The sequence below is a fragment of the Acinetobacter sp. Root1280 genome, assembly GCF_001425285.1.
GTDB classification, from domain to species: domain Bacteria; phylum Pseudomonadota; class Gammaproteobacteria; order Pseudomonadales; family Moraxellaceae; genus Acinetobacter; species Acinetobacter guillouiae.
The window spans coordinates 179,561-204,223 of record NZ_LMED01000029.1; the positions used below are offsets into that span (position 1 = coordinate 179,561).

Sequence of the window (24,663 nt, forward strand, 5' to 3'; positions counted from 1 at the left end):
GCTTATATTGCTTATAGTATTCGTGCAAAGCCATAGGAAATTGCTTAATGATCTGTTTTAAAAATGCTCAATTCGTTGATTCTATTTCACTTTTAGATCGAGCATTTCATTATGGAGATGGTTGTTTTACCACAGTACGATTACATCAAGATGTTATGGAGTTGGAACTTTTACATCGTGCTCGATTGAAGTTGGCGGCTGAACGTTTATTTTTAGATGTGAATTTTGAGTTATTGGATCAGACGCTACAATGTTTAAGACAAAAAAATGGAATATTAAATGGCACATTGAAGGTCATCATTAGTCGGGGTGATGGTGATCGTGGTTATGCGATGCCTGAGCATGAGGCCGATCTTTATGTGGTTTATTATCCAAAAACAACTGCATGCTTCCAGCCTGAATTAATTCACAGTGGTGTATTGGATCAAGCGATTGGCTTATTGATGCCGAATTTAGTGGGTTTAAAAACCTTAAACCGTTTAGAACAAGTGTTGCTGAAAAAAGAAGCTCAGGCAAAAGGTTGGTTAGAAGCATTAGTCACAGATGTACAAGGTTCAGTTGTTGAAGGTGTGAGCAGTAATTGTTTTATTCGGATAAACAATAGATGGATTACGCCTGAACTTCGTTATAATGGTGTACATGGTGTGATGCGTGCCGAAATTTTGTCACGGATGCAACATTATGGTGTCACCTGTGAACAGCGTTTTATCGATATGGATGAAATTCGACATTTTCAAAGCCTGTTCTTTTGCAATGCCCTCAGTCCAATGAAAGTGGTCGAAACGTTGAATCATCAACATCTAGACACTCAATCCTGTGTTGAGTTATTTAATACTTTAAATTTAAGTCAGTTTAATTCTCATGCCTAAAACCAAACCTAAGCCAAAATCTAAAAAGAAAACTCAAGCCCAAGTGAGCAATAACATCTATAAAGGCATTGCGATCGTTCTGGTTGTTTTTTTGATTATTACTGCAATCATTTTAAAAATGAGTATTTTTAAAGCGTATCCAGTGACGGGTCAAAAACAAAAGCTGTCTATTTCAAATGGTGAAACCTATACCGGTTTTATTGATCAATTGGCTAAAGAAGATAAGGTTAGTTTTCCAATCATTCTTAAGCTTTATCGGAAAATTTTCATTCATGACACCATGAAAGCTGGTGTATATGAAGTCACTAAAGGTATGAATGTACGCCAAGTATTAGAAATGGTTTCTAATATTGAAAATGCCCAGATGAGTCGACTTTTGGTGATAGAAGGGACGACAACGAAGCAATTAATTCAGTCATTAAAAAAAGATCCATTGGTTGAAAAATCGGTGATTCAGCTTCCGAGTGGTGAAATGCTGAAAGCCTTAAATATTCCTTATGATCACCCAGAAGGTTTATTTGCACCTGATACTTATTTCTTTGATAAAGGTGCAACTGATAAGCAAATCTTGACTGACCTGTACCAACGTCAAATGAAAATTTTAGATGAAGCTTGGGAAAAACGCGCGCCAGACTTACCTTATAAAAATAAATATGAAGCCTTAATCATGGCATCAATTATTGAAAAAGAAACCAGTGTAGACAGCGAGTTACGTCAGGTTTCAGGTGTGTTCTATCGTCGTTTAAAACTGGGCATGCGTTTACAAACCGATCCTACCGTGATTTATGGGATGGGTGATAAATATACGGGTAAGATTTCAAAGCAGGATTTACGTACTCCGACTGCTTATAATACATATACGATCAATGGTTTACCGCCAACACCGATTGCTTTACCCAGTAAAAAAGCCATTGAAGCAACAATGCATCCAGATAACTCTGAAAACATTTACTTTGTTGCCACAGGTAATGGTGGGCACAAATTTACAGCCAATCTGAATGATCATAATCGTGCAGTGCAAGAATATATTCAAGTTATGCGGTCTAAGAATTAAGGAATGAGCATGTTTATAAGTTTTGAAGGTACTGAAGGTGTAGGAAAAACCACGCTCATTCAAAAGTTATTTGATTACTTTCAACAACAAGGTCAACAGGTTGTTTTAACACGTGAGCCTGGTGGTACGCCTTTAGCTGAACAAATCCGTTCATTATTGCTGTCTGTTAATCATGAAGAACAGATGAGTAATGACACTGAGTTATTGCTGATGTATGCAGCACGAGCACAACATTTGGCAGCTGTGATTTTACCTGCCTTGGCAGAGGGCAAGATTGTACTGTGTGACCGTTTTGTCGATTCAAGCTTTGCTTATCAATGTGCTGGTCGCGGGTTAAGTCGAGAGAAGTTACAACTGCTCAATGAAAATTTTGTCTCTAAAATGCCAGATATTACTTTTTGGTTGGATGCGCCAATTGAATTGGGAATGAACCGTGCACGTGCACGCGGTGCCTTAGACCGCTTTGAACAAGAAAAAGTGGTGTTTTTTGAATCAGTACGCAGTGGTTTTTCTGAAATTCATTTGCGTGATTCTCAACGAATGAAACGTTTAGATGCGACACAAGCACCAGAGCAAGTATTTGCTGAGGCGTTGAGCTATTTAAAATAAATACCAATCAATCCTCTAAATAAGTGAAATTGAGCAATTTATTCTGTTGATTTGAACGATAAAGGGGCTGTTGGCATTTCATAAATGGCTTGCGTTGTAGACTAAAATTGAGCAGGCAAGGCATGAAAGGAAGAGAATAGCGAGACTATTTTCGAGTTTCATAACGTAGACTGAGATAATTTTAGTCACAACCCTGAGCAAGAACAAAGCACTGCTTTGTTTGCAGCGCAAGGCGCAGCGGGGGACTTAAGTGTTTTTTGTCACTACTTCGTTACCTTGCGAAACGATGTTTCTCATCATTTAGAATGACTAAATTTCGTATTTCGTGCCTAGTATTGCCTAAAAAACACTTATAGTCGCAAACATAGACGAATTGTCAACAGCCCCTAGTGTTTTGGACCGAAAAAGTCTTTATATTGTTTTAGGTCAAGGATATAAAGACTTTAATTATGAAAAGCTCGAAAGCTGAAATCGTAGAATTCTTACAGCAATTTTTTTCACCTAGCTTACAACGTTGTGAAATTGAAGAAGTAACCGAAAAAGGGGCTTCTTTGGTTTGGCATGTCAGTGATCAAGATATACGACCAGGTGGAACTGTTTCAGGTCCAACCATGATGGCCTTGGCCGATTTTGCACTCTATGTTGCGATTATGGGTGAAATTGGTTTAGTTGGTTTGACGGTTACGACCAATATGAATATTAATTTTTTACGCAAGCCAACGGGTGGTGTTGATATTCGTGGCGTGTGTAAATTGATGAAAGTGGGTAAAGCTCTAATTGTAGGTGAGGTCTGGATTTATTCTTTAGGTTCGGATGATCCTGTTGCACATGTGACAGGAACTTATTCTGTTCCACCACAAAAATAAAGCATTTAGGGATTTTAAAAATGTGTATTGGGCGAATTTTTTTTAATCCCTGCTGTATTTCCTGATGGTGTTTTAATAATCACTATTTTTAGTGATGGTTAAATTGTTTTGATTATCAATCTATATTCTTGGTTATAGCGTCATTAACAATAGACTTCTTACGTTAGTCCTTTTTAAAGCCATAGATCATCATAAAATCCCCCTCATCCTAGCCTTCTCCCAAAGGGAGAAGGGACTTTCAATACCAATCTGATTCACTCAACATGGTCATTTTTTGATTTATGAAAGATCTTTAATGGATACTTAGATCATGTATGGGCATGGAATCATGAATATCAAAAACAATAATAAATAATCAATTGTATTGATTGATATAGATGCAATTACAACTTGAGTGATATATTGAGTTCTGCAAGGGATAATGCTAATTTATTCATAATAAATAGTTTATTTTGAAAATTAATATAGATTAAATGGAATAAAGAATATGTCATCAGGTCATGAAGTCGTAGATTTGTTTAAGGAACAGGTTTTTCCTTTATCAGATAAATTGACGGAGATGTTGAATGAACACTATTCACATCAAACTGAACGCCGTGGTTGCGGTTATACGCAGGCTACACGCGTATTGGCTGAGTACATTAATTTTCCGCGTGATCAAGTTGAAGCAACTGATTTAAAAATATTTAAAGATTATGATTTTAAGAAATTAAAAAAAATTCTTGAGCAAAAAAATGCTTATGGTTTAGATATCGATGATTGGCATAACTTAGATCAAAATAAATCGATTCAAAATTTTCTTATTCAAGCCAAAGATGATGAGTTTAAAGCCTTAGTTGAACAAGAAGTTGCAATCCAAGCAAACTTAAGACGCTTATCGCAACAAGCACAATTAGAAGAAAGTCATGTGATTTGCGCTATGTTGGAAGATGTGATTTTACCCAAAACAGCAGATGAAACAGGTTATGTTGAAATTGCGACACTAGACGGTAAGCCTAAAGTGGGTTCATGTCCAATGGCAGAAGCATTTTTCTTAAAGATTGCCCATCGTTCGATGTTAAGACAAGGCTCAATCAATATTTTTGTAGATGATCAAAATCGTCCTCTGTTGATTGAAAAAATGAACATGGGGGATAATCATTCCTGTATAAATTTACAACCTTTATTGATGAATGGAATTCGTATTCCGATTGGTTCTTTATTTTCTGTCGATTATGATATTGAACAAATTGCAAACAAAGTCCCCAATCAAGAGTTTAAAGGCTATATTATTCCTTATAAAGAGATTCAAGGTTTTTGGTTTTTGCGATTAACCACTTTAGCCATTTCACCTGAGAATCGACAAAGGGCATTTACGACACATTTTGAACAACAAGTGAATAATGGACTTTTTAGTCCTGACACAACACTTATAAAACAACTCAATGATGTTGCAAAATCACAATTGAGAGCACTCAGTCTCGGATAGCTTTATGTTAAATGTTTGTTTTTCTCCACGCTATTTTGCTCAAACACATACCAATAGCATGGAAAAACTTGTTGCAGTCGCAGAGCAACTACAGCAATTTAATGATTATAAATTTCATGAACCACAACAAATTGATCCAGAAATTTTAAAAGCCTTACATTCACCTAAATATGTCGAGGCTTTTTTAACAGGACAACCGGCAAAACTGGCAACTTTTGCTGGTTTTAAGCCTTGGAATGAACAATTAAGAGATGCAGTACTCTCCATCAATGCTGGGCAATTGTTGGCAACTGAACTGGCATTCCAACATGGGATTGCCGCCAATATTGCGCAAGGGTTTCACCACGCCAATTATGAATATGGCGGCTCATATTGTACTTTTAATGGCTTGGCATTAATTGCACAACATTATGCAAATAAACGTATCTTTATTTTGGATTGCGATCAGCATGGTGGTGATGGGACAGCTGATTTTACCCGCAGATTAGATAATTTATATAATTTTAGTATTTACGGTTTGGCTTTTGGCTACCCCACGTATGAACGTGCGGAAAGCCGCCACATTCATACCAAGCATGGAAGTTTTGCTCAATATACTATGGCATTGCATGAAGCTTTTCAGCGAGCGAATGAGTGGAAAGCCGATATTATTATTTATCAAGCGGGGATGGATTGCCATCAAGCAGATCCTTATGGTTCGGCATGGTTTACGACAGAGTTGATTCAAAAAAGAGAGGAAATAGTGTTTAACCTTGCCAAACGTGACAATATTCCGATCATGTTTGTACTTGCAGGGGGCTATCAGAACTTAGATGATTTAGCAAAATTACATGCTGAAACTTTTCATATAGCGCATCGTACTTATTATGGAAAAAATAAAGACTAAACTCGCTGTTAAATTTGGCTGGAATACCGTATTTATTGGCTGAATTTAGTAATGTACGATCTGTATAAATCAATACAATGATAATTATTCTCATTTATGGTGGTTATCATGTTTATTCAAAATTTAGAAAACTTTCCAATCGTTCGTATTAGTTATCAAGCTGAAGATGCAGTTTCAGTTGATGAAACAATTGCAATTTATGAATCATTATTGAGTCGTAAAGAAACTTTTGTTTTTATCAGTGAAGGGGCTTTTTCTGAACAAAAAAATGATCATGAAGAACGCAAGCAAGTTGCAGCATGGGTTAAAGCAAAACGTGAAATTCTAAGCCAATATGTGAAAGCATTGATTCATATTGAACCTGATGAAAATATTCGACTTGAGACGCAAAAATTTGCCAATAACTTTATTAAGTTTACAGGCTACCCGATGTTTATTGTAGACAATCAACAACAAGCGCAGAAACTCATCGACGCTGTTTTAAAGTGATAAATATATAGGCAAACCATGCTTGATAATGTGGATCCTTTTTTTGTAGATCAAATAGACCAAGCAATTATTGTATTAAAAATACATCAGCAAGTTCCTGATTGGGAGCTTGCGTCACATCAGCATGTAAAAAGCCAATTGATGATGACAGTGAATGGCTTAATTACTGTGGAAACACCATCTGGTATTTGGGTTGTTCCTGCGCAACAGGCTTTATGGATTCCATCAAATGTGCCACATAAAGTCAGTAGTTATGGTGTCTCTTGTGGTTATGTTGCATTTATTGACCCCCAACTTGATCATCTTTTAGAACCGAATTGCACCATGTTGCAAGTGACAAATTTGCTGAATGCCTTATTGGAAAGAGTAGAAACCTTGTCTGATACGGTGCTTTCAGAAAAAGACTTCCGTTTGCAGCAATGCCTGTTGGATGAAATTCAATCAGTTGTAAAGCCAACATTTTATTTACCCATTCCACAAGATCTTCGTTTAGTTAAATTGACCGGCCATTTATTAAAGCATCCTGAGCAGAATCAAAGTTTGGCTGAATGGGCAAAGTTATGTTGTATGAGTGAACGAAGCCTTACACGAACTTTTCATCAAACGACAGGGATGAGTATTAATCAATGGCGAAGAAAGTTACATGTTGTATTGGCATTACAGTGGTTAACAGAAGGAGATTCAGTGCATCAGGTTGCAATGAAATTAGGCTATGATAGTGATAGCTCATTTATTGTAATGTTTAAGAAAATAATGCAGCTTTCTCCTCGAAATTATATGCAGCAAAAATAACTTTTTATTTTCAAATAGAAGTAGTTTTAGCATTTTATCAAAATGAATTTATAACTTTATGAATCATTAAAAGATTTGCACTGTCACATTTTAGCTTGAAGAGTTTAAATTGCTTTGCGTAGTCGATACCTCACCTTGTGCTACCACATCCTTGCGCTACAAACAAAGCAGTGCTTTGTTCTTGCTCAAGTGTTTTGTTTTACTCAGAATGAAAAAATCCATTTTTAGTAATTGATGAAACATGATCAAATAATAAAAAAAGCGTTGATTTATATTCAGTGAATTATGCTGATGCATATAAAATTTTGAAACCTCTAAAGCTAAAAGTAAAAATTGATAATATCTCCATAAAAAATAGCCAGAATGATCTGACTATTTTTTGTGATTTCAAAGGATTTTAAACTGCTTCATTTACCAATGGGGTTTCAACTGTAAAGTTTGGCGGTGTTAATACCGTTTTTCTTAACTCAGGTGAAAGCTCAGGATAATCAAGCGTGTAGTGTAGACCTCGTGATTCTTTACGCTGCATGGCACAACGAACAATCATCTCTGAAACCATGACCAAATTACGTAGTTCAATCAAGTTCTTACTGACATGATAATCCTGATAATATTCAGTAATTTCTTTCTTCAACATTTCAATACGATGCAATGCTCGTTGTAAACGTTTTGTGGTTCTTACAATCCCGACATAGTTCCACATGGTTTGGCGGAGCTCATCCCAGTTTTGCAGAATCACAACATCTTCATCAGGATTGGTCGATTGTGAAGCATCCCATTCAGGCACGGTCGGTATATCAAAGTGAGGATTAAACTTTGCTTCTATATCCTTGGCAGCACTCATACCATATACAAAGCATTCAAGTAGTGAATTGCTGGCCATACGGTTAGCCCCATGTAACCCTGTATACGACGTTTCACCAATTGCATATAAACCAGCTAAATCAGTTTGGCTATGCTCATCAACCACCACGCCGCCGCAAGTATAGTGTGCTGCTGGAACAACGGGGATCATATCCTTGGTGATATCAATACCGAGTTCTAATAAGCGCGCATATAAGGTCGGGAAATGTTCTTTAACAAATTCAGCCGGTTTATGACTGATGTCTAACCAGACATGACGGATGCCTAAGCGTTTAATTTCATAATCAATGGCGCGTGCAACAATATCTCGTGGAGCAAGTTCGGCACGTTCATCAAAGCGCAGCATAAAGCGTTCACCGTCAGGTAAACGTAAATACGCACCTTCACCACGCATTGCTTCCGTAATCAGAAATGAGCGTGCTTGAGGATGATATAAACAGGTTGGATGGAATTGATTAAATTCCATATTTGCGACACGACAGCCTGCGCGATATGCCATGGCAATACCATCGCCTGTGGCAATATCTGGATTTGATGTATATAAATAAGCTTTCATGGCACCACCACAAGCAAGGGCAGTGAATGGCGCTAAAAAGGTATGAACTTTTTCGTTGTTTTCATCAAGTGCGTAAAGACCCACCGCACGATTGGACTGTTGTTTATGTCCTAATTTATGTGTGGTGATTAAATCAATCGCAATGTAATTTTCAAAAATATGAATATTTTTCTTTTCTTGAGCACGTTGAACCAGTGTGGTCGAAATGGCTTTACCTGTGGCATCGGCTGAATGAATAATGCGACGTTGTGAATGTCCACCTTCACGGGTCAGATGTAATTGTTCATCTTCATCTAATGTAAACTGTACACCATGGTTGAGTAAGAAATCGACAGAAGGGCGACCACCTTCAACGGTATGTTTGACGGCATCAATCTCACATAACTGTGCGCCTGCAATCATAGTGTCATCAATATGCTGTTGAATGGAATCTGTTTCATCAAGTACAGCAGCAACACCACCTTGTGCAAAATATGTGCTTGCATCGGTTAAGGTTGATTTCGCTAAAACAGCAATATTAAAATGTTCAGGCAAAGATAAGGCTAAACTTAAGCCTGCACCGCCACTCCCCACAATAACCACGTCAAATTGATGAGTTGTACTTAAATTAGACATGTCCATCAGCTAATTTGAAAAATGTTTGCTAATAACACTCTTTTTTTTAACAAAATACAATAGTCACATGTGTCAGATTTTAGTATAAATAAGATATTCCAAGGCTTTTAATATAAAATTAAGTAAAGTCTTGTTTTATAAAAAAATGTAAACATATTTTTACGTAACGATATTAAATAATATGTTACAAACATTTTTAAGCAAATAATCATCAGATGCGGGTTCGTGAGAAATGAGTAATGGTCTAATACAAAAAGGAATGTATGCAGCAGTATTTACTGTCGCTGCGGCAACATCACAAGTTCAAGCTTCAACACCTGTGGATTTTTCTAACTTGGTTGAACAAGTCAGTCCAGCTGTTGTGAGTGTTAATGTTGTTAAAAAGTTATCTCAGGAAGAGTTGTTACAGCAACAAGTACCTGAAATTCTAAAGCGTTTCTTTGGTAATCAAATCATTATTCCACAACAACGCGCGCCACAAGAAAAGACTGCGTATGGTAGTGCATTTTTTATTAGTAAAGATGGTTATTTACTGACAAATCACCATGTGGTTGAAGATGCATCTAAAGTGACGATTATGTTGAATGATCGCCGTGAAATTGATGCAAAAGTGGTGGGCAGTGATGAACGTACAGATGTGGCTTTATTGAAAGTTGAGGGGAATAATTTCCCATCATTATCTGTGGGTAATGTAGATCAACTTAAAGTCGGGCAGCCTGTTCTTGCAATCGGTTCGCCATTTGGTTTTGATTATTCTGCATCAGCAGGGATTGTCAGTGCCAAGTCACGGAATATGATGGGTGAAACCTCTGTTCCATTTATCCAAACCGATGTGGCGTTAAATCCGGGTAACTCAGGTGGTCCGCTATTTAATCAACAAGGTCAGGTTGTCGGTGTAAACTCTCGTATCTTTAGTGGTACGGGGGGGTATATGGGCTTGTCATTCTCTATTCCAATTGATGTAGCAATGGATGTTGCTGATCAGTTGAAAAAGAATGGTAAAGTAACTCGTTCTTATCTTGGTGTAATGCTGCAAGATATCGATCGAAACTTAGCAGAAGCTTATAAATTAGATAAACCAGAAGGTTCGTTGATTACCCAAGTTGCGCCGAATTCACCTGCAGAAAAAGCGGGCTTTAGATCAGGCGATGTAATCTTAAAATATAATGGTTCGCCAATATCACGCACCTCTGAATTATTGAATTATTTGAATCGTACTCAACCTAATCAATCTGTTAAGCTCGAAGTTTTACGTGACGATAAACCAAAAGTAATTACAGCAACTTTAACTGTTGCACCAGATGATACCCCTGCAAAAGTTGACAATACCAACACTTCGGCTAAGCCAAATAAAGGGCCTATCATTGGTGTTGCGATTCGCGCTTTAACTGAACAAGAAAAGAATCGTTTAAATGTTAAAGGTGGTGTGTTTATTCAAGATGTGACCAGAGGCGGCTTAGCTGCACAGTCAAGGATTTTACCTGGCGATGTGATCACCCAAGTAAATAACAAGAAAGTAAATACACCAAATGATTTTGTTGATGCTATTTCTGAACTACAGAAAAATACGGTAGCGCGTGTAGCGATTGTTCGTGAAGGGCAACATGCTATGATTGGATTACGTATTCAATAAATCCAACTGATCAGAATCAGCCACTCAAAGAGTGGCTTTTTTATGTCAAACTTATACGGATGGTTGAAAAAGTGGAAAAGGAAAGAAGATATGAGTTCAGTATTTGATTTAAGAATCAAAGTAAAACCAGAGCATATAGATGTCTTAGGTCATGTAAACAATGTGGTCTATGTACAATGGATGCAGGATGTTGCATCTGCACATATCGAAACATTGGGTGTTGGACTCGATCAATATTTAGAAATGAAACATGCAATGGTTGCCGTAGAACATCATGTTCAGTATCGCAAAGCAGCAATGCTAGATGATGATGTTATTTTGAGAACTTGGTTATACGAGATCAACGCACTTTATTCTTTCCGTCAGTATGCTTTTTTTAATGCCAAAGACCAAAGCTTGCTCTTTACTGGCAATACCAAATGGGCATGTATAGAAATTGCTTCAGGGCGTCCGAAACGGATGTCGCCGACTTTTATCCAAGCCTATCAACCCATTAATTCTGAAATAGATCCTTTTGATTTAAGTTCAATGATTTAAATTACTTGGATTTTTAGATGAAGTGCAATAACGCATAAAGAAAATCTTATATTTAATGAAAGCGACCTCTCTGTTATACACGAGAGGTCGGTAGGTTTTATATCAATTCGACTCGTGGAAAGTCTACTGGCGTATCTAGTGTGATATTGATGTAGTTGGTGAATATATTCAAAGCCACATGCGCCATAATCTCAACGATTTGTTGGTCATTAAAATCTACATTGCGAAGTGTTGTGATATCAGCGTCAGTCATCTGAGCTCGTTGATTGACCACCTTTAAAGCAAAAGTCAGTGCTGCTGCTGTTTTATCATCAGCTGCTTTTCCTATTTGCGCTTCAGCCATTTCAGCAGCGCTAGCGCCAGCATTTTGACCGAGTACAGTATGTGCTGCTAAGCAATATTCACAGCGGTTTAAATTGGCGATTGCAACAGCAATCTGTTCACCTAATTTTGCACCAAGTGTACCTTTACCTAAGGCAGCAAAAGCGGACCACATGCTTTGTAACGCTGCTGGCGAATTTGCCACTGCCTTAAACATATTTGGAGTCGTACCAAAAGCTTGTTGAATTTGGCTTAATAAAGGCTGACTTGCTTGGGGTGCGAGTTGAGTGTCAAGGTTGATACGTGACATGTTGTTCTCCTTAAAGGATCGTAGTGATAGTAGAAGTGCATCAAACTTTGATTATTATGTGTAAATTTTCTGTATGATTAGATACAATATGTTCATAAAATATATCAATTCGTTCAAATGAAAACTATTCACCCCATTGATCGCCTTTCAGGTCTGCTTGATCGTTTCCGCATGCAGGCAGAGTTGTACCATACTGGTGTGTTATGTGGCGTCAGCCATTTTGATGCTTGTGACGGGTATGGCTATTTACATGTCTTACGTCAGGGACAACTGGAAGTCAGTCATCCAGCTATGGCGCATTTGCCAAGACGCATGCGTTTTGATGAACCAACGCTACTTTTTTATCCTGGGCCAATTACACATCATTTTCATAACCCGCCCAGAGAAGGTGCTGATTTTACCTGCGCGCGGTTGATACTGGATGGTGGACAACAGAATCCACTGGTAAGGGCATTACCTGCCGTAATTGCACTTCCTCTAGCGCGTGTACAAGGATTGGATCAGGCGCTTGCACTATTATTTGCTGAAACCGACCATGCCCGTTGTGGGCAACGATTATTAGCGAATCGCTTATTTGAAGTGGTGGTGCTTCAACTATTACGTTGGCTATTAGATCATCCTTATGAAGCAGGGGTAAGCACTGGACTTATTATTGGCCTTTCAGATCCACGTTTGGCACGCACGCTGGTGGGAATACATGAATATCCAGGTGAATCGTGGACACTAGAGCGCATGGCTGAACTGGCATGTATGTCTAGAACAGCTTTTGCCAATACCTTCCGTGATGTGATGGGACAGACACCAGCTGAATATTTAACAGACTGGCGTATTGCTTTGGCACAAAGTAGATTGCGTGAAGGGCATTCAATTAAAATATTGGCTGAAGAACTGGGTTATGCTAATCCATCAGCATTATCTCGCGCATTTTCAGTCAGGGTAGGCATGTCTCCCCGAGAATGGTTGACCAGCCATCCTGTCTAATGCTTAGTTAATGGTGATCTTTAACGAAAGTAAGATTGAGTAAGGCAGTTCAATTTATATTGAACTGCCTTACTGTAATGATCTATGAGTTGACTTAACTTAAACACTTCATCGATTGGAAAATTGAGCAGGGGAATCGACCATTACGGCTTCAGCACCTAACTGTTTTGCTATTCGATAGTCTGCTTCAGAATTGATACCGAACAGGACAATACGATTTGCTGCTTGTGTCCTAAAACAGTTCATAATTTCCTTATCCCAAACAAACTCTGCTTTTGAACGGCCTTCACCTAAGGTATAGGTTTCTACAACCTCAACCTGCCGTCTTAACTCCAAACCATGCCACCCAATTGGTTCTTGAGCAGCCTGACAATTATGGTTCAGCGCGACACGAGCTAAAATATCCCGAGTATCATCTCTTGCAACAAAATACGGAATTTGACCGACCTGTTTGACGGCATCTGTATAACGGCGTTCAGTGGAGTAGAGCCTTACTCGGTTAAGTGAGTTGGTGGAAACGAGGACACGTTTAATAGCCGTAGCAATTTGCACAGGATCAGCATCAGGCGACTTAATATCAATATAAAAAGTGGTTCGAGGAAATTGAGTAAGCACCTGTTGAAGTGTTGGGATATGGATTCCTTTACCTCTCCATGGGTAAATCGTTTGTTGTCCTACATTGCGGGCGACATTCCATCCTGCATCCAAGCCCTGTAATTGTTTTACAGTATATGCAGAGACCAAACCTTGGCCATTACTTAAAGCATTTAGATTATTAGGGCGATAGAGTATAGGAACACCATCATTGCTTAACTGTACGCTGATCCAGATTACATCTGCGTGATTCCTTAGAGCGAGATCAATTGCATAGGCTGTGTTCTCAGGCGCATCTACCGTTCCACCGCGATGCGCAACAATTAGTGGTGATTGACCAGTTTGATTTGAGTAAGGTGCTGCATTTAATGCCATGCTATGTAGTCCATGACCGAATATGCATATCAACATGATGTTTTTAAACACGCTATTTTTCATAATAATATTGCAACCTATTGATTAAAATTTATAGCCATATTGGAGTCTTATGCCATTTTCACTATATTTTTAGCTTAAATTGTCGTCATTTATAAAATGTGACTATTTATAGTGAATAAATTAAACTAATGATTTTGTTTAACTTAAATAAATTTTTCTGTTTAATCATTAGCTTAAGATCCAAAACTGAAAAAAGATTAGATCTTTATTATTTGTCCTGTGACAAAATAATTGAAACAACAGAACAATATCATGGCATGTCAAATAATTAAATATTCATTAGGGATTTTTAAAAGTTAAATGGTTTTTTAATGCGTAATCTTACATATCATTAACTGACCATCTTTATTTCGCATTGAGAAAATGCTGTTAAATACACACAGTCACGTAAAAATATTTATTTTAAAAACAGTGTATTAGAGTAGATATCATTGGTTGGATGGCGTGGATATTACGAGCAATTTTTAGCGATTTTGTGATTAAACCCGTTTCCAAATGGATACCATAGATTTGTATAAGTCTTCTGTAATTCTATTCATATTGGATCATGCTTTGCGCATACTGAGATCGCTCAATGTAGACAGTAAGTACAATGATAACTACATCAAAAGGCTCCTTAGCTTATGAATTTTATTATTAATTTGATGAAATTTTTCATGTAGTTAAATATGCACTGTTTCGTTAAACAGCATCTAGAATCTAGTAATTTTTTAAATTAATGAAGTGGTAATCTATGAAAAGTTTGACCAAGAATATTCTGATCATCGGTGGAAAAGGCAAAAATGGGCGACGCGTCGCAGAGAAATTAAAGTCGCATAAATTTAATCCAATTGTCACTACTCGTACCATCAATGCGCATGTAGAAAATGAACGGTATTTTGATTGGAATGACAGCAGTACATTTGGCCCAGCACTGAAGAATATTGAAATCGTTTACATTGTTCATCCAGATACTTCAATGTTAGGAGCAGAACAACAGCTTGAAGGATTGATCACAGAAATGATGAATCAGTCTGTTTCCAAAGCTGTATTATTATCAGGCAGAGGTCAAGCATCTGTTGAAAAGTGTGAAAAAATTTTAATGCAGGCTGAACTTGATTGGACCGTCATTCGTTCAGCATGGTTTAACCAAAATTTCAGTGAAGGTCATTTTCTACATGGCATAAGATCTGGCGAAGTGACGTTTATGGCAGATACTGTAAAAGAGCCATTCGTTGACTTGGAGGATTTGTCAGATGTTGTGGTTGAATGTCTGACTGATGATTTACATAACGGCAAAATTTATGAAGTCACAGGATCAGAGTTATTGACTTTTGCAGAAGCGGTGAATGCTATTGGAGTAAAGCTTAAGCGAAATATACAGTATCAATATCTTAATCAAGAAGCATATAAACAATATCTGCAAAATGCAGGATTGGATAATTTTATTGCAGAACATATGGCGCAGGCATTTTTTGAAATATTAGATGGGCGAAATGAAAGTATCGGCAAAGGTGTTACTCAGGTTCTGGGGCGAGATCCGATTAAATTCACTGATTTTGTAAAATCAAATAAATTCTAGTTTTATGATTTATAAGGTAGCAAGCGATGTCTTCAGAATTATCAATTTCACAGAAATATTTAACCAAACTGGGCGTGGAAGGTGAGTATTTACCTACGCTTGAGAGTCTTAAAAAATTGTTATTTTTACATGTAACCAGCTTTCCATTTGGAAATATTTCTTCTTTTCTTGGTGATAACGTGTCAATGGAATTACCACAGATCGCAGATAAATTACTTGATCAAGGACGAGAAGGCTATTGTTTGGAACAGAGTACGCTGACCAGAACAGTATTAAATGAACTGGGATATGAGGCTTTTAATCTTTTGGGGCGCGTATATTATCAATCTCAACCTATAGAAGCTCCGATTCGTACACATTTGGTGACTGTAGTAAAACTGGCGGATAAATTATATTTATTTGATCCCAGTTTTGGTGGAACGACTCCGACAGCCGTTCTTTCACTTGATAAGCTCGGGGAAATTCAGAATACACCGCATGAAGCTTTCCGTTTTATTGATGTAAAAGACAGTGGTGTTGCTGAAAGTGCCCTGACGGGTGTGAAGATTATGCTTCAAGCTTATATACGTGATGAGTGGGTCAATATTTATGCACTTGATCCAGAACAGAAAGTCTCGGAGTCGGATGCTGTGATTGCCAATTGGTATATTGCAACATCACCAGATTCTATATTTACTCAACATTTGATGCTTGCTGCAGTCACTCCAGATGAACGAATAAACTTAAGTGGAACGACTGTAAAGATCCATGGTAAAAATCATTCAATAAAAAAAGAGCTCACAAGCGAAGATGAATTTCGCGAATATCTTGAGAAGTATTTTAAAATTAATACACAACAATTGAATGTAGCTTTAATATTTAAAAAAATAATTAATCCTACTGGATAAAATATGTTTGTTTAAAAAAACAATAACAACACGCACCGCTTGCAACCTGTTGAACAGACCTGAATGAATCATCGAAAACAGGTATAAGTCAGATTCACGATAATCATCAGGTTGCAGCTTGCGCATATTTTCAGCATAGTATGTCAGTGGAATATCATCCTTGGAATTAATATTCAATATATGAATAAATAGGAAGTCTCAGAGAAAATCTAAAGAATGAATGGAGGAAACTTTGAGTCTAAAGCTACGAAAAAACCGTGCGCCTTCGCCAAATAATGTCTGTCCCTTGAGTAAGAGTATGGCACTGCTACGGGGCGCTTGGACTGCAGAAATTATCTGGTGTTTAAGTGCTGGACCACGTCGATTTGGCGAGTTAAGAGCTGACTTGCCATCAATTACTGCAAAAGTATTGACAGAACGCCTACGTCATTTGGAAAGTAAAGGAATTATACAACGTCTGCCAATCCCGACATCGCCACCCTCTGTAGAATACAAATTAACAGTTATTGGTGCAAAATTCCTACCCGCTATTCATGCAATCGCCAAAGTTGGTGATGAACTCAAATTTGGCATGCCAGATTCCGAAGCAGACTTAAATGAATACTAAAGCTAACTATTAAAATACTTTGATTTAACAATTTTGCACAATACATTGTTAATAAGCGCAGTTGTGTTTTACTCCTGTGCAGGATTATTTTTAAAGGATTCTCTAAACTCAGAAGGTGAGTAGTTAAATGTTTGGGAGAATACTCGGCTGAATGCAGCCTGAGAGGAATAGCCAACAAGCTCAGCAATATGAAAAATACTTTTTTGCGTGGTTAATAGTAATTCACTGGCTAATCGCATTCTCAGCGATTTTAAATATTGTATTGGGGTGGTCCCGACAGATTCAGTAAACTTTTTGTAAAAGCTTGATTTTGAATAATTAGTACACTTAGCAAGTTCTTCAACAGTCCAGTCAAAATGCGGATGATTATGCATTAAAGACATGGCTTTACTGATCATCGGTTCCTGTAATGCTGAAATCCAGCTTCTATGATTCGGTTCAACAGTGCTAAGCCAACAACGAATTGACCAAATAAATAAAAGATCAATAATTCTGGTCAGCATAATCTGACTGCCTATCGAAGGTGCTTTAAGTTCCTGTTGAATTGCATGAACAGTGATTGGAACCCATTCCGCAATAATATTTGTGGCTTTGCAGGTAAAAGGGACGTGAATGAAAGCAGGCAAACCCTCGGCAATGGCTGAGCCATAAATACCTGAAAAATCAATTGTACAGGTGATGATTTTAGCATCCTGAAATGCATCTGTACTCAAGCTTATACTGTGAAAGTTACCAGGTAAAACCACAGCTATGTCGCAATGTTTCAATTCCAGATGATGTTCCAGATCGTTCATTGTTAAAAGGCATTTTTCTTTCTGAATAATATGTATATAGCCATGATTTGGGGAAAATTCTAGTATTTCTCCAGGTAAAAGAGTTGAAATACTATGGATTTTGCCTGCTATACCTGATAACCGATAGATATCAAAAAAAGTATCTGAAAACGAACTAAGCATATTTTTGGAATTCCGAGAAAAATACTGTTTCTGCAAAAACTTTGCATTCTTGGTGATTGTTAGCTTGTGATTTATGTCTAATAATCATTGCAAGAAGCTTTGACTGACCAAAAGTATCAATTATTAATTCGCTCTTAATAGTTATGCCATGAAACTTCTTGAAAAGCTAGATCACTTGAATATGAACATAATAATTTTATGGAGTAGCGAATGGGTTTAAAACTTATGATTATATCGGTACATGTTTTTTGTAGGGAGCAGCTACCTTTTTAGCTGGTTAATGATTTTGCGAAATATCGGAAAATCTGAGGTTGTGAAAAGCATAATAAAATATTGAAAAAGAGATATAACATGGACGTTATAAGCCACTATAAAAAACATCTGTTGTTGCTGTTGGTTGTATTATTTCTTGTTGGAATAGTATGGTATTTAAAACCAGAAACCAATACTGTAATAGCCCCATCAAGTTCAGACTCCGCGTTACAAAATCAGCAATCGTTGAGTACTGTTGCGTCAGTTTCTGATACTAATCAACAAGTCTTAAAGTTTCATGGTGTTATGCCTGAGTTGGCACCATCACTAAGAGGAACAGAGGTGAATTGTCCTTTACAGATTGATACTAAAGGGCAGTTGGTTTTATCTCGTGGAATTCGTGACTGCTTCGATTATTTTCTTTCAAGTATTGGTGAAAAAACGGAAAGCAGTATTGTTGCTGATATTCGTCAATACCTTGCTGGTCTTCTACCAACGACTGCTCAACCTTATTCTTACCAACTACTTGGTAAGTATATTGATTATCTACATCAGCGTGAAAAGTTACCTGCAGCACAGTCCAATAGTGCAAAGGACTTTAAAACAGTTGCGTCAGCCATGGTTAAACTTCGCAGACAGATTTTTACGCCACAAGAAGCAGATGTATTTTTTGCGCAAGAAGAAAGCTATGACCAATATACAATCGCACAATACGCGATCAATAATGATAAACGCTTAAGCACAGATCAGAAGGCAGAAAAAAGTGCAGCATTGCTGAATGAACAGCCAGAAGACCTGAAAGCAAGTATGCAGCCGATTTTACAATACAACCAATTACAGGAATTGACCACTGAAATTAATCAACGTGGAGGTTCAGCGAGTGAGCTGTACGAGATGCGTAAAAAATTAGTGGGTGCAGCGGCAGCAGATCGCCTGACTAAGGTTGATTTACAGGAAAGCCAGTGGCAAAAAAAAGTGGATAGTTATCTTGCAGCAAGGGCACAAATTACGGCGAGTCAGCAAGATGCGGCTCAACAACAGGCTGCAATAAATGAATTACGCAATAGATCTTTTAGTAGCCCAGAAGAACGAATCCGTGCACAGACTTTTGAACAGATGCAGGCTAATTCGAATAAAAAAGTGGCTGAATAGGCAATGAGGAAACGATCAATAACAGAAATATAGCATTGAGAATTAGACAAGGAGATTTTCAGGGAAATATTTTGAGGTATCAAGAAATCAATGTAATACAAAAATAATGTTCAAATATATGGAGTCTTGAACAATGAAGAAAGCAATCCCGGCCTTGGTATTTGGGGCCATCATATTCACATCGGTTAATAGCTCAGCAATTGTAACTACAAGTTATCAAAATTGCGGTATCAAAAACGATCAAGCTGGTTGTAGTCAAACATCTGCAACAGATTGGGGGCTGTTTTCTAAAAAAACAGATTATGCCAAAACTAAATATCCGTTGGTGTTTGCACATGGTTTATTCGGTTTTTCACAGATTGGACCTGTCAATTACTGGGATAGAATTCCTCAGGATTTAAGCCGTCAGGGTGCAAATGTATTTGTCACCAATACATCTTCTGCTAACTCTGACGCTGTGCGAGGTGAACAATTACTTAAACAAGTTCTCACGATTCAGGCCTTAACAGGTGCAGAAAAAGTTAACCTGATTGGTCATAGCCAAGGTGTGCAAACTGTACGCTATGTTGCGGGTGTTCGTCCTGATTTGATCGCGTCAGTAACAGGTATTGCGGGCTCAAATAAAGGTAGTCCGGTTGCAGATTTGGTGGAAACACTTGTACGTAAACCCGCCAGTGTAATAGGCTTTGATAAAACTATCGGAGCTATAATCAATACGTTTACAGGTATAGAAAGCTTTCTGGGTGGTACTTCTAGTAATGGTGGAACATATGATCAAGATGTTTTAAGTGCACTTGCAGGATTGACCAAGGCTGGAGCTGGTGAGTTTAATGCCACTTTCCCTCAAGGTATTCCAGTGACTGAATGTGGGTCAGGAGCTGCCACAGTGAATGGTGTGAATTATTATTCATGGTCAGGTAACGGTGGACTTACAAATTTATTAGATGGTTCATCCTACGGGTTGCTTGCTGGTCAAGCATTTATCAAATTGACCACTGGTAGTGATAGTGACGGTTTGGTACCAGTATGTTCATCTCATTTGGGCAATGTCATTCGTGATAATTATCCTCAGAACCATTTGGATGAGATCAATCAGATACTGGGACTTGCTGGCTCTGGTGCTGGTGCAGATCCCGTTCCGTTATATGGTCAGCATGCCAATCGTTTAAAATTGGCAGGTTTCTGATTTTTAAATTCAATGTTTTTTCATGAGGGAAAGTAGGAAATTAGTTTTCTACTTTTCCTTAGTTTAAGATCGTTAGCAAAAATAATGGATGAAAAGCATAAATTTTAGAGTGTCATTATTTTAGTTAAGATAAATGATAAATCATTGAGTAGGTCCATCGCTTTTTGTTCATCTAATTCAGAAGTGGTAATACGTATACCTTTAATATCCTGGCCTAATGAAAACTCTTTTCCAAGTCTGACTTTCCATCCCATTAGCGCGAGTTGATATGCTATTTCCTGAGCTTGTTCATGTTCGATCCATAGATTTAAACCATCACAATAACCTAGATCTAGAAGGTTTTGATCCAATAATTTTTTAACGATTTCTTGATTTTTTGTCTGATAATGTATTTTTGCTTTATTCATTAATTGATGAACTTTGTCCGATGTCATGAGCGAAAATATCATCTTTTGTAAGATATGACTCACCCAGGTACAGTTTGGATTTAGTTTCATCCTTAGTCTGGTCGCAGTCTGAGGATCACAATTGATAAATGCAAATCTAAAGTCTGGACCTAAAAATTTTGATACAGATCTTATCACCGCCCAATGTCTGGTAGATTCAGGCACAATATGATAATAAGGTGTTGTGGCAAGTAATGAAAAGTGATCATCAATAATAATGAGTACATCAGGGTATTCAGAAAATAACTGATGTAATTCTTGTGCCGTTTTAGCATCAAGACTATAACTGGTCGGATTCTGCGCTCTTGGTGTAATGACAATTGCTTTGGCTTTTTGCTCTAGTGCTTTTCTTATACTGTGAATATCATAGCCATGTGCTGTAACTGGGAAAAACACCATATTAAAGCGATTCACCTGTAAAGTATGAATACTGGTAATGAAACCTGGTTGCTCAATCGCAATACTGTCAGATTGGATTAAATGTGCATTGAGAATTCTTTCAATTGCATCTACCGCACCATGGGTAAATTCAATTTCAGCAATTTTATGGCTGATGTCAGCAAAAACTTCATTTCGAGCAAAGGTCTCCAAATCTGGAAGCTTGGTACTGTCACCATATAAATACGGTGCACTAAAATTAAAGTTGATGTCATGTAGCTGTGGTAAAAAACCTTGGCATGGATTTCCATGCGCGAGGTCAAAAAATGTTTGATTTGTTTTTTGAAGGTTTTCAAAACTATTAATTTGTGGATTTTTACGGACTTGGGTACCTGCACGGCCTTTGGATATGACAATCCCCATTAAGGCTAAATCTTTATAGGCGGCAGCAACAGTATTACGATTTACTTCCAGCTCAGTGGCTAAAGCACGAATATTGGGTAATAATTCCCCCTCCTTCAAAATCCCATTCTGAATAAGTTCTCGAATACTATTTTGAATGTCCTGAGATGTTTTACCTTTAATTTCAGCCATATAGATCCAATCATTTACTTTAAAACCTGATCAAGTTATTTAACCAGTCTTCAAGTACAAGTTTTGCTTTGTCTGCCAGTATATTGCCATAATATTGATTCTCAAGTCTTAAATCCAGAATATCTATCTTATGTTGCTTTAATTCATCACTATGACCGATGAGCCATCTTTCAAATTGTTTAGGATCGGCTTCAGCATGGAACTGTAATGCCATAATATTACTCCCTACACTAAATGCTTGATTTGGATAATAAATTGAGCTAGCTAAGTGCGTGCCAACAGTCGGCAAATCAAATGTATCACCATGCCAATGTAAAACGTGTATACCTTCAAGAAACCTTAAAGGTGATGCAAATGCCTGAGCACTCAAGGATAAACGCCCCCATCTTATTTCTTTGATATGGCCGGGATATACTCTTGCACCTAAAGCAGTTGCAATCAGTTGAGCACCCAAACAAATACCAAAAGTTGCATAATTGGTTATTAATCGTTGCTTCAATCCCACGATGATTTCTTTTAGATAAGGGTAGGTGATTAAGTCATATGCACTGATTGGCCCGCCAAGAATGATAAGCGGGTCCTTTTCTTGTAAGATAGTACTTAGGTCATCTACACCTGCTTGAAAAACACAAATGTCATAGCCCATCTGTTTAAGTACGGGGCTAAAACTTCCGGTATCCTCAAAACTTAAAAATTGGATCACATTAATAACTTGGTGTTTTATCATGTTCATGTTTGTCTCTCGGTGAAATAAGTGTGGATCAGCGCTATGAATCAAACTGAATTGGATGACTCTTCATTCTGTTGAAAAACTAAATCAGCAGTTGTATTTTGATAAGAGTATTGAGAGGACAACGTTCTCATCTGACCATTTTGATAAATAAGAACACGCATATCTTCAGTCACTTGTACAAACTCAACGTCAATAGGATCAATTGCTGTTAATGTTGCGATGAGTTGTTGAATCGAATTTTGTGAAGCAAGATGATTGGGTGTAAAAGTACCGAGTAACTTTTTTTCTCGATATATATTGATCTGATAATGAGTTTTCATCGTGATGCTCTATTCAGTAGGCCAGTAATAACTGTCTGGTTTGGAACGTGCGCCAAAAATTGCTTGTCCAATCCTGATATCTGTTGCACCTTCAGCGATCGCAAGTTCAAAATCTCCAGACATGCCCATTGAAAGCCGTTGTATCTCTGGGTGCTTTTTTGAAATTTGATCTCTTAGGGTTCTTAAAAGCTGAAAACACTGCCTGACCTCATTAGGGACATGGCTATGTATTGCCAGAGTCATCAATCCAACGATTTTTATGTAGGTAAATGGCAGACATTGTTCTATGAAATGTTCTAGCTCGTGAGGCTGAATGCCATATTTACTGCTTTCGCCTGATGTATTGACTTGGACAAAGACAGGCATAACCCGATTTTCTTTTTCTAAGGCGCTATTCAGTTTGTAAGCAAGTTCGACGCGATCTAAGGCATGGAATTCACTGATAAATTGGGCTACATATTTCACTTTATTGCGCTGTAGATGCCCAATCAGCACCCATTTTAAATTGCTAAGTTGTTTTAGTTCCTCATATTTACTCTTGGCTTCAAGAACTTTATTTTCCCCTACACAGTCATATCCTAGAGCGTGAATTGCTCGGACATGTTCTGCTGAAAAGGTCTTACTGACGGGCAATAATCTGATTTCAGAAGGATCTCGATTCACCTTGAGACAGGCTTTCTCAATCGTTAATTTAATTTCACTCAGTCTGTCTGAAATAATTTCTTTGAGCACAACATTGACCTATGACAAAACTATTTATTGTATAGAACAATATCATGAGCGAGTTCAATAAACAAATGCTTAAAGAACACCTCCACTCAGCAGAATTTATTTTTGCTACCTGAGCAAGAACAAAGCCCTGCTTTGTTTGCAGCGCAAGGCGTAGCGGTGACTAGCGTGTTTTTGCCGCTACGTGTTAGCTTGTGAAATGATGTTTCTGATCATTTGGAATGACTAAATTTCGTATTTTGTGCCTGCTAACGCCTAATAAACACACGTAGTCGCAAACGTAGATGAGTTGTCAACAGACTCTTTACCATTGCTCATGTTCAGTGGATTGGCTGATGCAAATGACAATATGAGTAAAAAATGTCTAGGTTTTGCGATTGGGCAGCATCAAGAAAATGCTAAAATTTTAAATATAAAATATTTGAAGCTGGGGCGTATTAAAATCAATCATTTTGATGACTATATTGGAAAGTAATATGTTTCTAGAGAAGTTATTGGAAAAATGCAGAAGGATAAAAAGCAATAATTAATTTTTTATCTATTATCAAATAATGAATATGTTATGTCCTTTATTTTTTTTGAATAAAGAATCATTTGATCAGGTTTTTATAAATTTAAAAATTATGCATTTATACAGCTTATAATCAAATATTTTAAATTTAAAAGATCGACAGTCGAACATTATGAAACCGCTTCTATAAATCAAAAAATAATCATGTTAACTGAATTATATTGGTACTGAAAGTTCCTTCTTGCTAAAAAGGATTGATCAAAAAAGTCCCTTGATAATAAAGAAAATTAATTAAGGGTAGGTCCTATTCGCATTAAGAAAAATTCAGCTCCTGAATTCAGTATATTAAACCTCTTTCATAAATCAAAAAACATACATCTTTTTATTCAATATTCATCCTGCAAAAATTAAGATTTTCAAGCATAATCTGTGTATGAAATATCTCGATTCAAAAAAGCTTTCTGATTCT

25 protein-coding genes are annotated in these 24,663 nt (G+C 37.3%); 17 read left to right on the top strand and 8 right to left on the bottom strand.

Annotation, left to right across the window (positions count from 1 at the left end):
- The first annotated feature begins 47 nt into the window (after window positions 1-47).
- The 8 genes from pabC to ASC84_RS21200 all read left to right on the top strand — a co-directional run bounded on the left by pabC (window position 48) and on the right by ASC84_RS21200 (window position 7,033).
- On the top strand, window positions 48-869 hold the full coding sequence (gene pabC, locus ASC84_RS21165) for an aminodeoxychorismate lyase (RefSeq protein WP_056518176.1): 822 nt from the start codon (window positions 48-50) through the stop codon (window positions 867-869).
- Window positions 862-1,923: an endolytic transglycosylase MltG gene (mltG, locus tag ASC84_RS21170; RefSeq protein ID WP_056518177.1), complete on the top strand. Its 1,062-nt coding sequence runs from the start codon at window positions 862-864 to the stop codon at window positions 1,921-1,923. The genes pabC and mltG overlap by 8 nt, the downstream gene beginning before the upstream one ends.
- Window positions 1,924-1,932: 9 nt before the next feature.
- Window positions 1,933-2,532, top strand: a complete 600-nt coding sequence (gene tmk, locus ASC84_RS21175; protein ID WP_056518179.1) for a dTMP kinase — start codon at window positions 1,933-1,935, stop codon at window positions 2,530-2,532.
- Window positions 2,533-2,981: 449 nt separating this feature from the next.
- Entirely contained in the window at window positions 2,982-3,398 is a 417-nt protein-coding gene (locus tag ASC84_RS21180; RefSeq protein WP_004717165.1) for a PaaI family thioesterase, read from the top strand.
- A gap of 487 nt (window positions 3,399-3,885) precedes the next feature.
- On the top strand, window positions 3,886-4,866 hold the full coding sequence (locus ASC84_RS21185) for a hypothetical protein (protein ID WP_004717163.1): 981 nt from the start codon (window positions 3,886-3,888) through the stop codon (window positions 4,864-4,866).
- A 4-nt stretch (window positions 4,867-4,870) separates the two neighbouring features.
- The gene (locus ASC84_RS21190; RefSeq protein WP_004717161.1) at window positions 4,871-5,752 is read left to right on the top strand and encodes a hypothetical protein; all 882 of its coding nucleotides are present in this window, start codon (window positions 4,871-4,873) and stop codon (window positions 5,750-5,752) included.
- Window positions 5,753-5,860: 108 nt separating this feature from the next.
- Window positions 5,861-6,241, top strand: a complete 381-nt coding sequence (locus tag ASC84_RS21195; RefSeq protein WP_056518181.1) for a hypothetical protein — start codon at window positions 5,861-5,863, stop codon at window positions 6,239-6,241.
- 18 nt (window positions 6,242-6,259) lie between these two features.
- Window positions 6,260-7,033 (top strand): helix-turn-helix domain-containing protein, encoded by a 774-nt coding sequence (locus tag ASC84_RS21200; protein ID WP_056518183.1) that lies wholly within the window; start codon window positions 6,260-6,262, stop codon window positions 7,031-7,033.
- Window positions 7,034-7,430: 397 nt separating this feature from the next.
- Here ASC84_RS21200 and nadB read toward each other — a convergent pair whose 3' ends face one another.
- Entirely contained in the window at window positions 7,431-9,074 is a 1,644-nt protein-coding gene (gene nadB, locus ASC84_RS21205; protein ID WP_004823134.1) for an L-aspartate oxidase, read from the bottom strand.
- Window positions 9,075-9,300: 226 nt separating this feature from the next.
- On the opposite strand from nadB, the gene ASC84_RS21210 reads away from it, so the two are divergent.
- Both ASC84_RS21210 and ASC84_RS21215 read left to right on the top strand, forming a co-directional pair.
- Entirely contained in the window at window positions 9,301-10,701 is a 1,401-nt protein-coding gene (locus tag ASC84_RS21210; RefSeq protein ID WP_004823133.1) for a Do family serine endopeptidase, read from the top strand.
- A 90-nt stretch (window positions 10,702-10,791) separates the two neighbouring features.
- Window positions 10,792-11,238 (top strand): thioesterase family protein, encoded by a 447-nt coding sequence (locus ASC84_RS21215; protein ID WP_056518186.1) that lies wholly within the window; start codon window positions 10,792-10,794, stop codon window positions 11,236-11,238.
- A 97-nt stretch (window positions 11,239-11,335) separates the two neighbouring features.
- Here the strand turns inward: ASC84_RS21215 and ASC84_RS21220 are convergent, their stop codons facing one another.
- Entirely contained in the window at window positions 11,336-11,869 is a 534-nt protein-coding gene (locus tag ASC84_RS21220; RefSeq protein ID WP_056518188.1) for a carboxymuconolactone decarboxylase family protein, read from the bottom strand.
- A 117-nt stretch (window positions 11,870-11,986) separates the two neighbouring features.
- On the opposite strand from ASC84_RS21220, the gene ASC84_RS21225 reads away from it, so the two are divergent.
- Window positions 11,987-12,850, top strand: a complete 864-nt coding sequence (locus ASC84_RS21225) for an AraC family transcriptional regulator (protein WP_056518191.1) — start codon at window positions 11,987-11,989, stop codon at window positions 12,848-12,850.
- A 108-nt stretch (window positions 12,851-12,958) separates the two neighbouring features.
- Here the strand turns inward: ASC84_RS21225 and ASC84_RS21230 are convergent, their stop codons facing one another.
- A complete protein-coding gene (locus ASC84_RS21230) occupies window positions 12,959-13,819 on the bottom strand; it encodes a glycerophosphodiester phosphodiesterase family protein (protein WP_056518192.1) in 861 nt (286 codons plus the stop codon).
- 796 nt (window positions 13,820-14,615) lie between these two features.
- Between ASC84_RS21230 and ASC84_RS21235 the strand changes: the two genes are divergently transcribed.
- The 3 genes from ASC84_RS21235 (at window position 14,616) to ASC84_RS21245 (ending at window position 16,937) form a co-directional block, all read left to right on the top strand.
- Window positions 14,616-15,443 carry an NAD(P)H-binding protein gene (locus ASC84_RS21235; RefSeq protein WP_056518194.1) on the top strand — a complete coding sequence of 276 codons (828 nt, stop codon included), beginning with the start codon at window positions 14,616-14,618 and terminating at the stop codon, window positions 15,441-15,443.
- Window positions 15,444-15,469: 26 nt separating this feature from the next.
- A complete protein-coding gene (locus ASC84_RS21240) occupies window positions 15,470-16,330 on the top strand; it encodes an arylamine N-acetyltransferase (protein ID WP_056518196.1) in 861 nt (286 codons plus the stop codon).
- A 298-nt stretch (window positions 16,331-16,628) separates the two neighbouring features.
- Complete coding sequence (locus ASC84_RS21245; RefSeq protein WP_004717116.1) at window positions 16,629-16,937, top strand: helix-turn-helix domain-containing protein; 309 nt, start codon at window positions 16,629-16,631, stop codon at window positions 16,935-16,937.
- Between the two features lie 68 nt (window positions 16,938-17,005).
- Here the strand turns inward: ASC84_RS21245 and ASC84_RS21250 are convergent, their stop codons facing one another.
- Window positions 17,006-17,893, bottom strand: a complete 888-nt coding sequence (locus ASC84_RS21250) for an AraC family transcriptional regulator (RefSeq protein ID WP_056518198.1) — start codon at window positions 17,891-17,893, stop codon at window positions 17,006-17,008.
- Window positions 17,894-18,244: 351 nt separating this feature from the next.
- On the opposite strand from ASC84_RS21250, the gene ASC84_RS21255 reads away from it, so the two are divergent.
- Together ASC84_RS21255 and ASC84_RS21260 are read left to right on the top strand one after the other, a co-directional pair.
- Window positions 18,245-19,297 carry a lipase secretion chaperone gene (locus ASC84_RS21255; protein ID WP_056518201.1) on the top strand — a complete coding sequence of 351 codons (1,053 nt, stop codon included), beginning with the start codon at window positions 18,245-18,247 and terminating at the stop codon, window positions 19,295-19,297.
- Window positions 19,298-19,430: 133 nt separating this feature from the next.
- Complete coding sequence (locus ASC84_RS21260) at window positions 19,431-20,483, top strand: triacylglycerol lipase (protein ID WP_004717111.1); 1,053 nt, start codon at window positions 19,431-19,433, stop codon at window positions 20,481-20,483.
- A 104-nt stretch (window positions 20,484-20,587) separates the two neighbouring features.
- Here ASC84_RS21260 and ASC84_RS21265 read toward each other — a convergent pair whose 3' ends face one another.
- Genes ASC84_RS21265 through ASC84_RS21280 form a run of 4 tightly spaced genes read right to left on the bottom strand, consistent with a single transcriptional unit; the run spans window position 20,588 to window position 23,686 of the window.
- Entirely contained in the window at window positions 20,588-21,901 is a 1,314-nt protein-coding gene (locus ASC84_RS21265; protein ID WP_056518202.1) for a GntR family transcriptional regulator, read from the bottom strand.
- Window positions 21,902-21,920: 19 nt separating this feature from the next.
- Window positions 21,921-22,634 carry a glutamine amidotransferase gene (locus tag ASC84_RS21270; RefSeq protein ID WP_056518203.1) on the bottom strand — a complete coding sequence of 238 codons (714 nt, stop codon included), beginning with the start codon at window positions 22,632-22,634 and terminating at the stop codon, window positions 21,921-21,923.
- Between the two features lie 41 nt (window positions 22,635-22,675).
- Window positions 22,676-22,954, bottom strand: coding sequence for a hypothetical protein (locus ASC84_RS21275; protein WP_004717105.1), 279 nt, complete (start codon window positions 22,952-22,954; stop codon window positions 22,676-22,678).
- A gap of 9 nt (window positions 22,955-22,963) precedes the next feature.
- Window positions 22,964-23,686: a YggS family pyridoxal phosphate-dependent enzyme gene (locus ASC84_RS21280; RefSeq protein ID WP_004717103.1), complete on the bottom strand. Its 723-nt coding sequence runs from the start codon at window positions 23,684-23,686 to the stop codon at window positions 22,964-22,966.
- 325 nt (window positions 23,687-24,011) lie between these two features.
- Here ASC84_RS21280 and ASC84_RS22805 point away from each other — a divergent pair, with 325 nt between their 5' ends.
- Window positions 24,012-24,158 carry a hypothetical protein gene (locus tag ASC84_RS22805; protein WP_155860370.1) on the top strand — a complete coding sequence of 49 codons (147 nt, stop codon included), beginning with the start codon at window positions 24,012-24,014 and terminating at the stop codon, window positions 24,156-24,158.
- The last annotated feature ends 505 nt before the right edge of the window (window positions 24,159-24,663 follow it).

What these genes read in the sequence shown, in the direction of transcription:
- ASC84_RS21215 (WP_056518186.1), top strand. Translation starts at nt 10,792, where the DNA reads ATGAGTTCAGTATTTGATTTAAGAATCAAAGTAAAACCAGAGCATATA.
- ASC84_RS21195 (WP_056518181.1), top strand. Translation starts at nt 5,861, where the DNA reads ATGTTTATTCAAAATTTAGAAAACTTTCCAATCGTTCGTATTAGTTAT.
- ASC84_RS21225 (WP_056518191.1), top strand. Translation starts at nt 11,987, where the DNA reads ATGAAAACTATTCACCCCATTGATCGCCTTTCAGGTCTGCTTGATCGT.
- ASC84_RS21180 (WP_004717165.1), top strand. Translation starts at nt 2,982, where the DNA reads ATGAAAAGCTCGAAAGCTGAAATCGTAGAATTCTTACAGCAATTTTTT.
- ASC84_RS21265 (WP_056518202.1), bottom strand. Translation starts at nt 21,901, where the DNA reads ATGGCTGAAATTAAAGGTAAAACATCTCAGGACATTCAAAATAGTATT.
- ASC84_RS21275 (WP_004717105.1), bottom strand. Translation starts at nt 22,954, where the DNA reads ATGAAAACTCATTATCAGATCAATATATATCGAGAAAAAAAGTTACTC.
- mltG (WP_056518177.1), top strand. Translation starts at nt 862, where the DNA reads ATGCCTAAAACCAAACCTAAGCCAAAATCTAAAAAGAAAACTCAAGCC.
- ASC84_RS21235 (WP_056518194.1), top strand. Translation starts at nt 14,616, where the DNA reads ATGAAAAGTTTGACCAAGAATATTCTGATCATCGGTGGAAAAGGCAAA.
- ASC84_RS21240 (WP_056518196.1), top strand. Translation starts at nt 15,470, where the DNA reads ATGTCTTCAGAATTATCAATTTCACAGAAATATTTAACCAAACTGGGC.
- pabC (WP_056518176.1), top strand. Translation starts at nt 48, where the DNA reads ATGATCTGTTTTAAAAATGCTCAATTCGTTGATTCTATTTCACTTTTA.
- ASC84_RS21270 (WP_056518203.1), bottom strand. Translation starts at nt 22,634, where the DNA reads ATGAACATGATAAAACACCAAGTTATTAATGTGATCCAATTTTTAAGT.
- ASC84_RS21185 (WP_004717163.1), top strand. Translation starts at nt 3,886, where the DNA reads ATGTCATCAGGTCATGAAGTCGTAGATTTGTTTAAGGAACAGGTTTTT.
- ASC84_RS21190 (WP_004717161.1), top strand. Translation starts at nt 4,871, where the DNA reads ATGTTAAATGTTTGTTTTTCTCCACGCTATTTTGCTCAAACACATACC.
- ASC84_RS21230 (WP_056518192.1), bottom strand. Translation starts at nt 13,819, where the DNA reads ATGGCATTAAATGCAGCACCTTACTCAAATCAAACTGGTCAATCACCA.
- ASC84_RS21200 (WP_056518183.1), top strand. Translation starts at nt 6,260, where the DNA reads ATGCTTGATAATGTGGATCCTTTTTTTGTAGATCAAATAGACCAAGCA.
- ASC84_RS21260 (WP_004717111.1), top strand. Translation starts at nt 19,431, where the DNA reads ATGAAGAAAGCAATCCCGGCCTTGGTATTTGGGGCCATCATATTCACA.
- ASC84_RS21245 (WP_004717116.1), top strand. Translation starts at nt 16,629, where the DNA reads ATGGCACTGCTACGGGGCGCTTGGACTGCAGAAATTATCTGGTGTTTA.
- tmk (WP_056518179.1), top strand. Translation starts at nt 1,933, where the DNA reads ATGTTTATAAGTTTTGAAGGTACTGAAGGTGTAGGAAAAACCACGCTC.
- ASC84_RS21210 (WP_004823133.1), top strand. Translation starts at nt 9,301, where the DNA reads ATGAGTAATGGTCTAATACAAAAAGGAATGTATGCAGCAGTATTTACT.
- ASC84_RS21255 (WP_056518201.1), top strand. Translation starts at nt 18,245, where the DNA reads ATGGACGTTATAAGCCACTATAAAAAACATCTGTTGTTGCTGTTGGTT.
- ASC84_RS21250 (WP_056518198.1), bottom strand. Translation starts at nt 17,893, where the DNA reads ATGCTTAGTTCGTTTTCAGATACTTTTTTTGATATCTATCGGTTATCA.
- ASC84_RS21220 (WP_056518188.1), bottom strand. Translation starts at nt 11,869, where the DNA reads ATGTCACGTATCAACCTTGACACTCAACTCGCACCCCAAGCAAGTCAG.
- nadB (WP_004823134.1), bottom strand. Translation starts at nt 9,074, where the DNA reads ATGGACATGTCTAATTTAAGTACAACTCATCAATTTGACGTGGTTATT.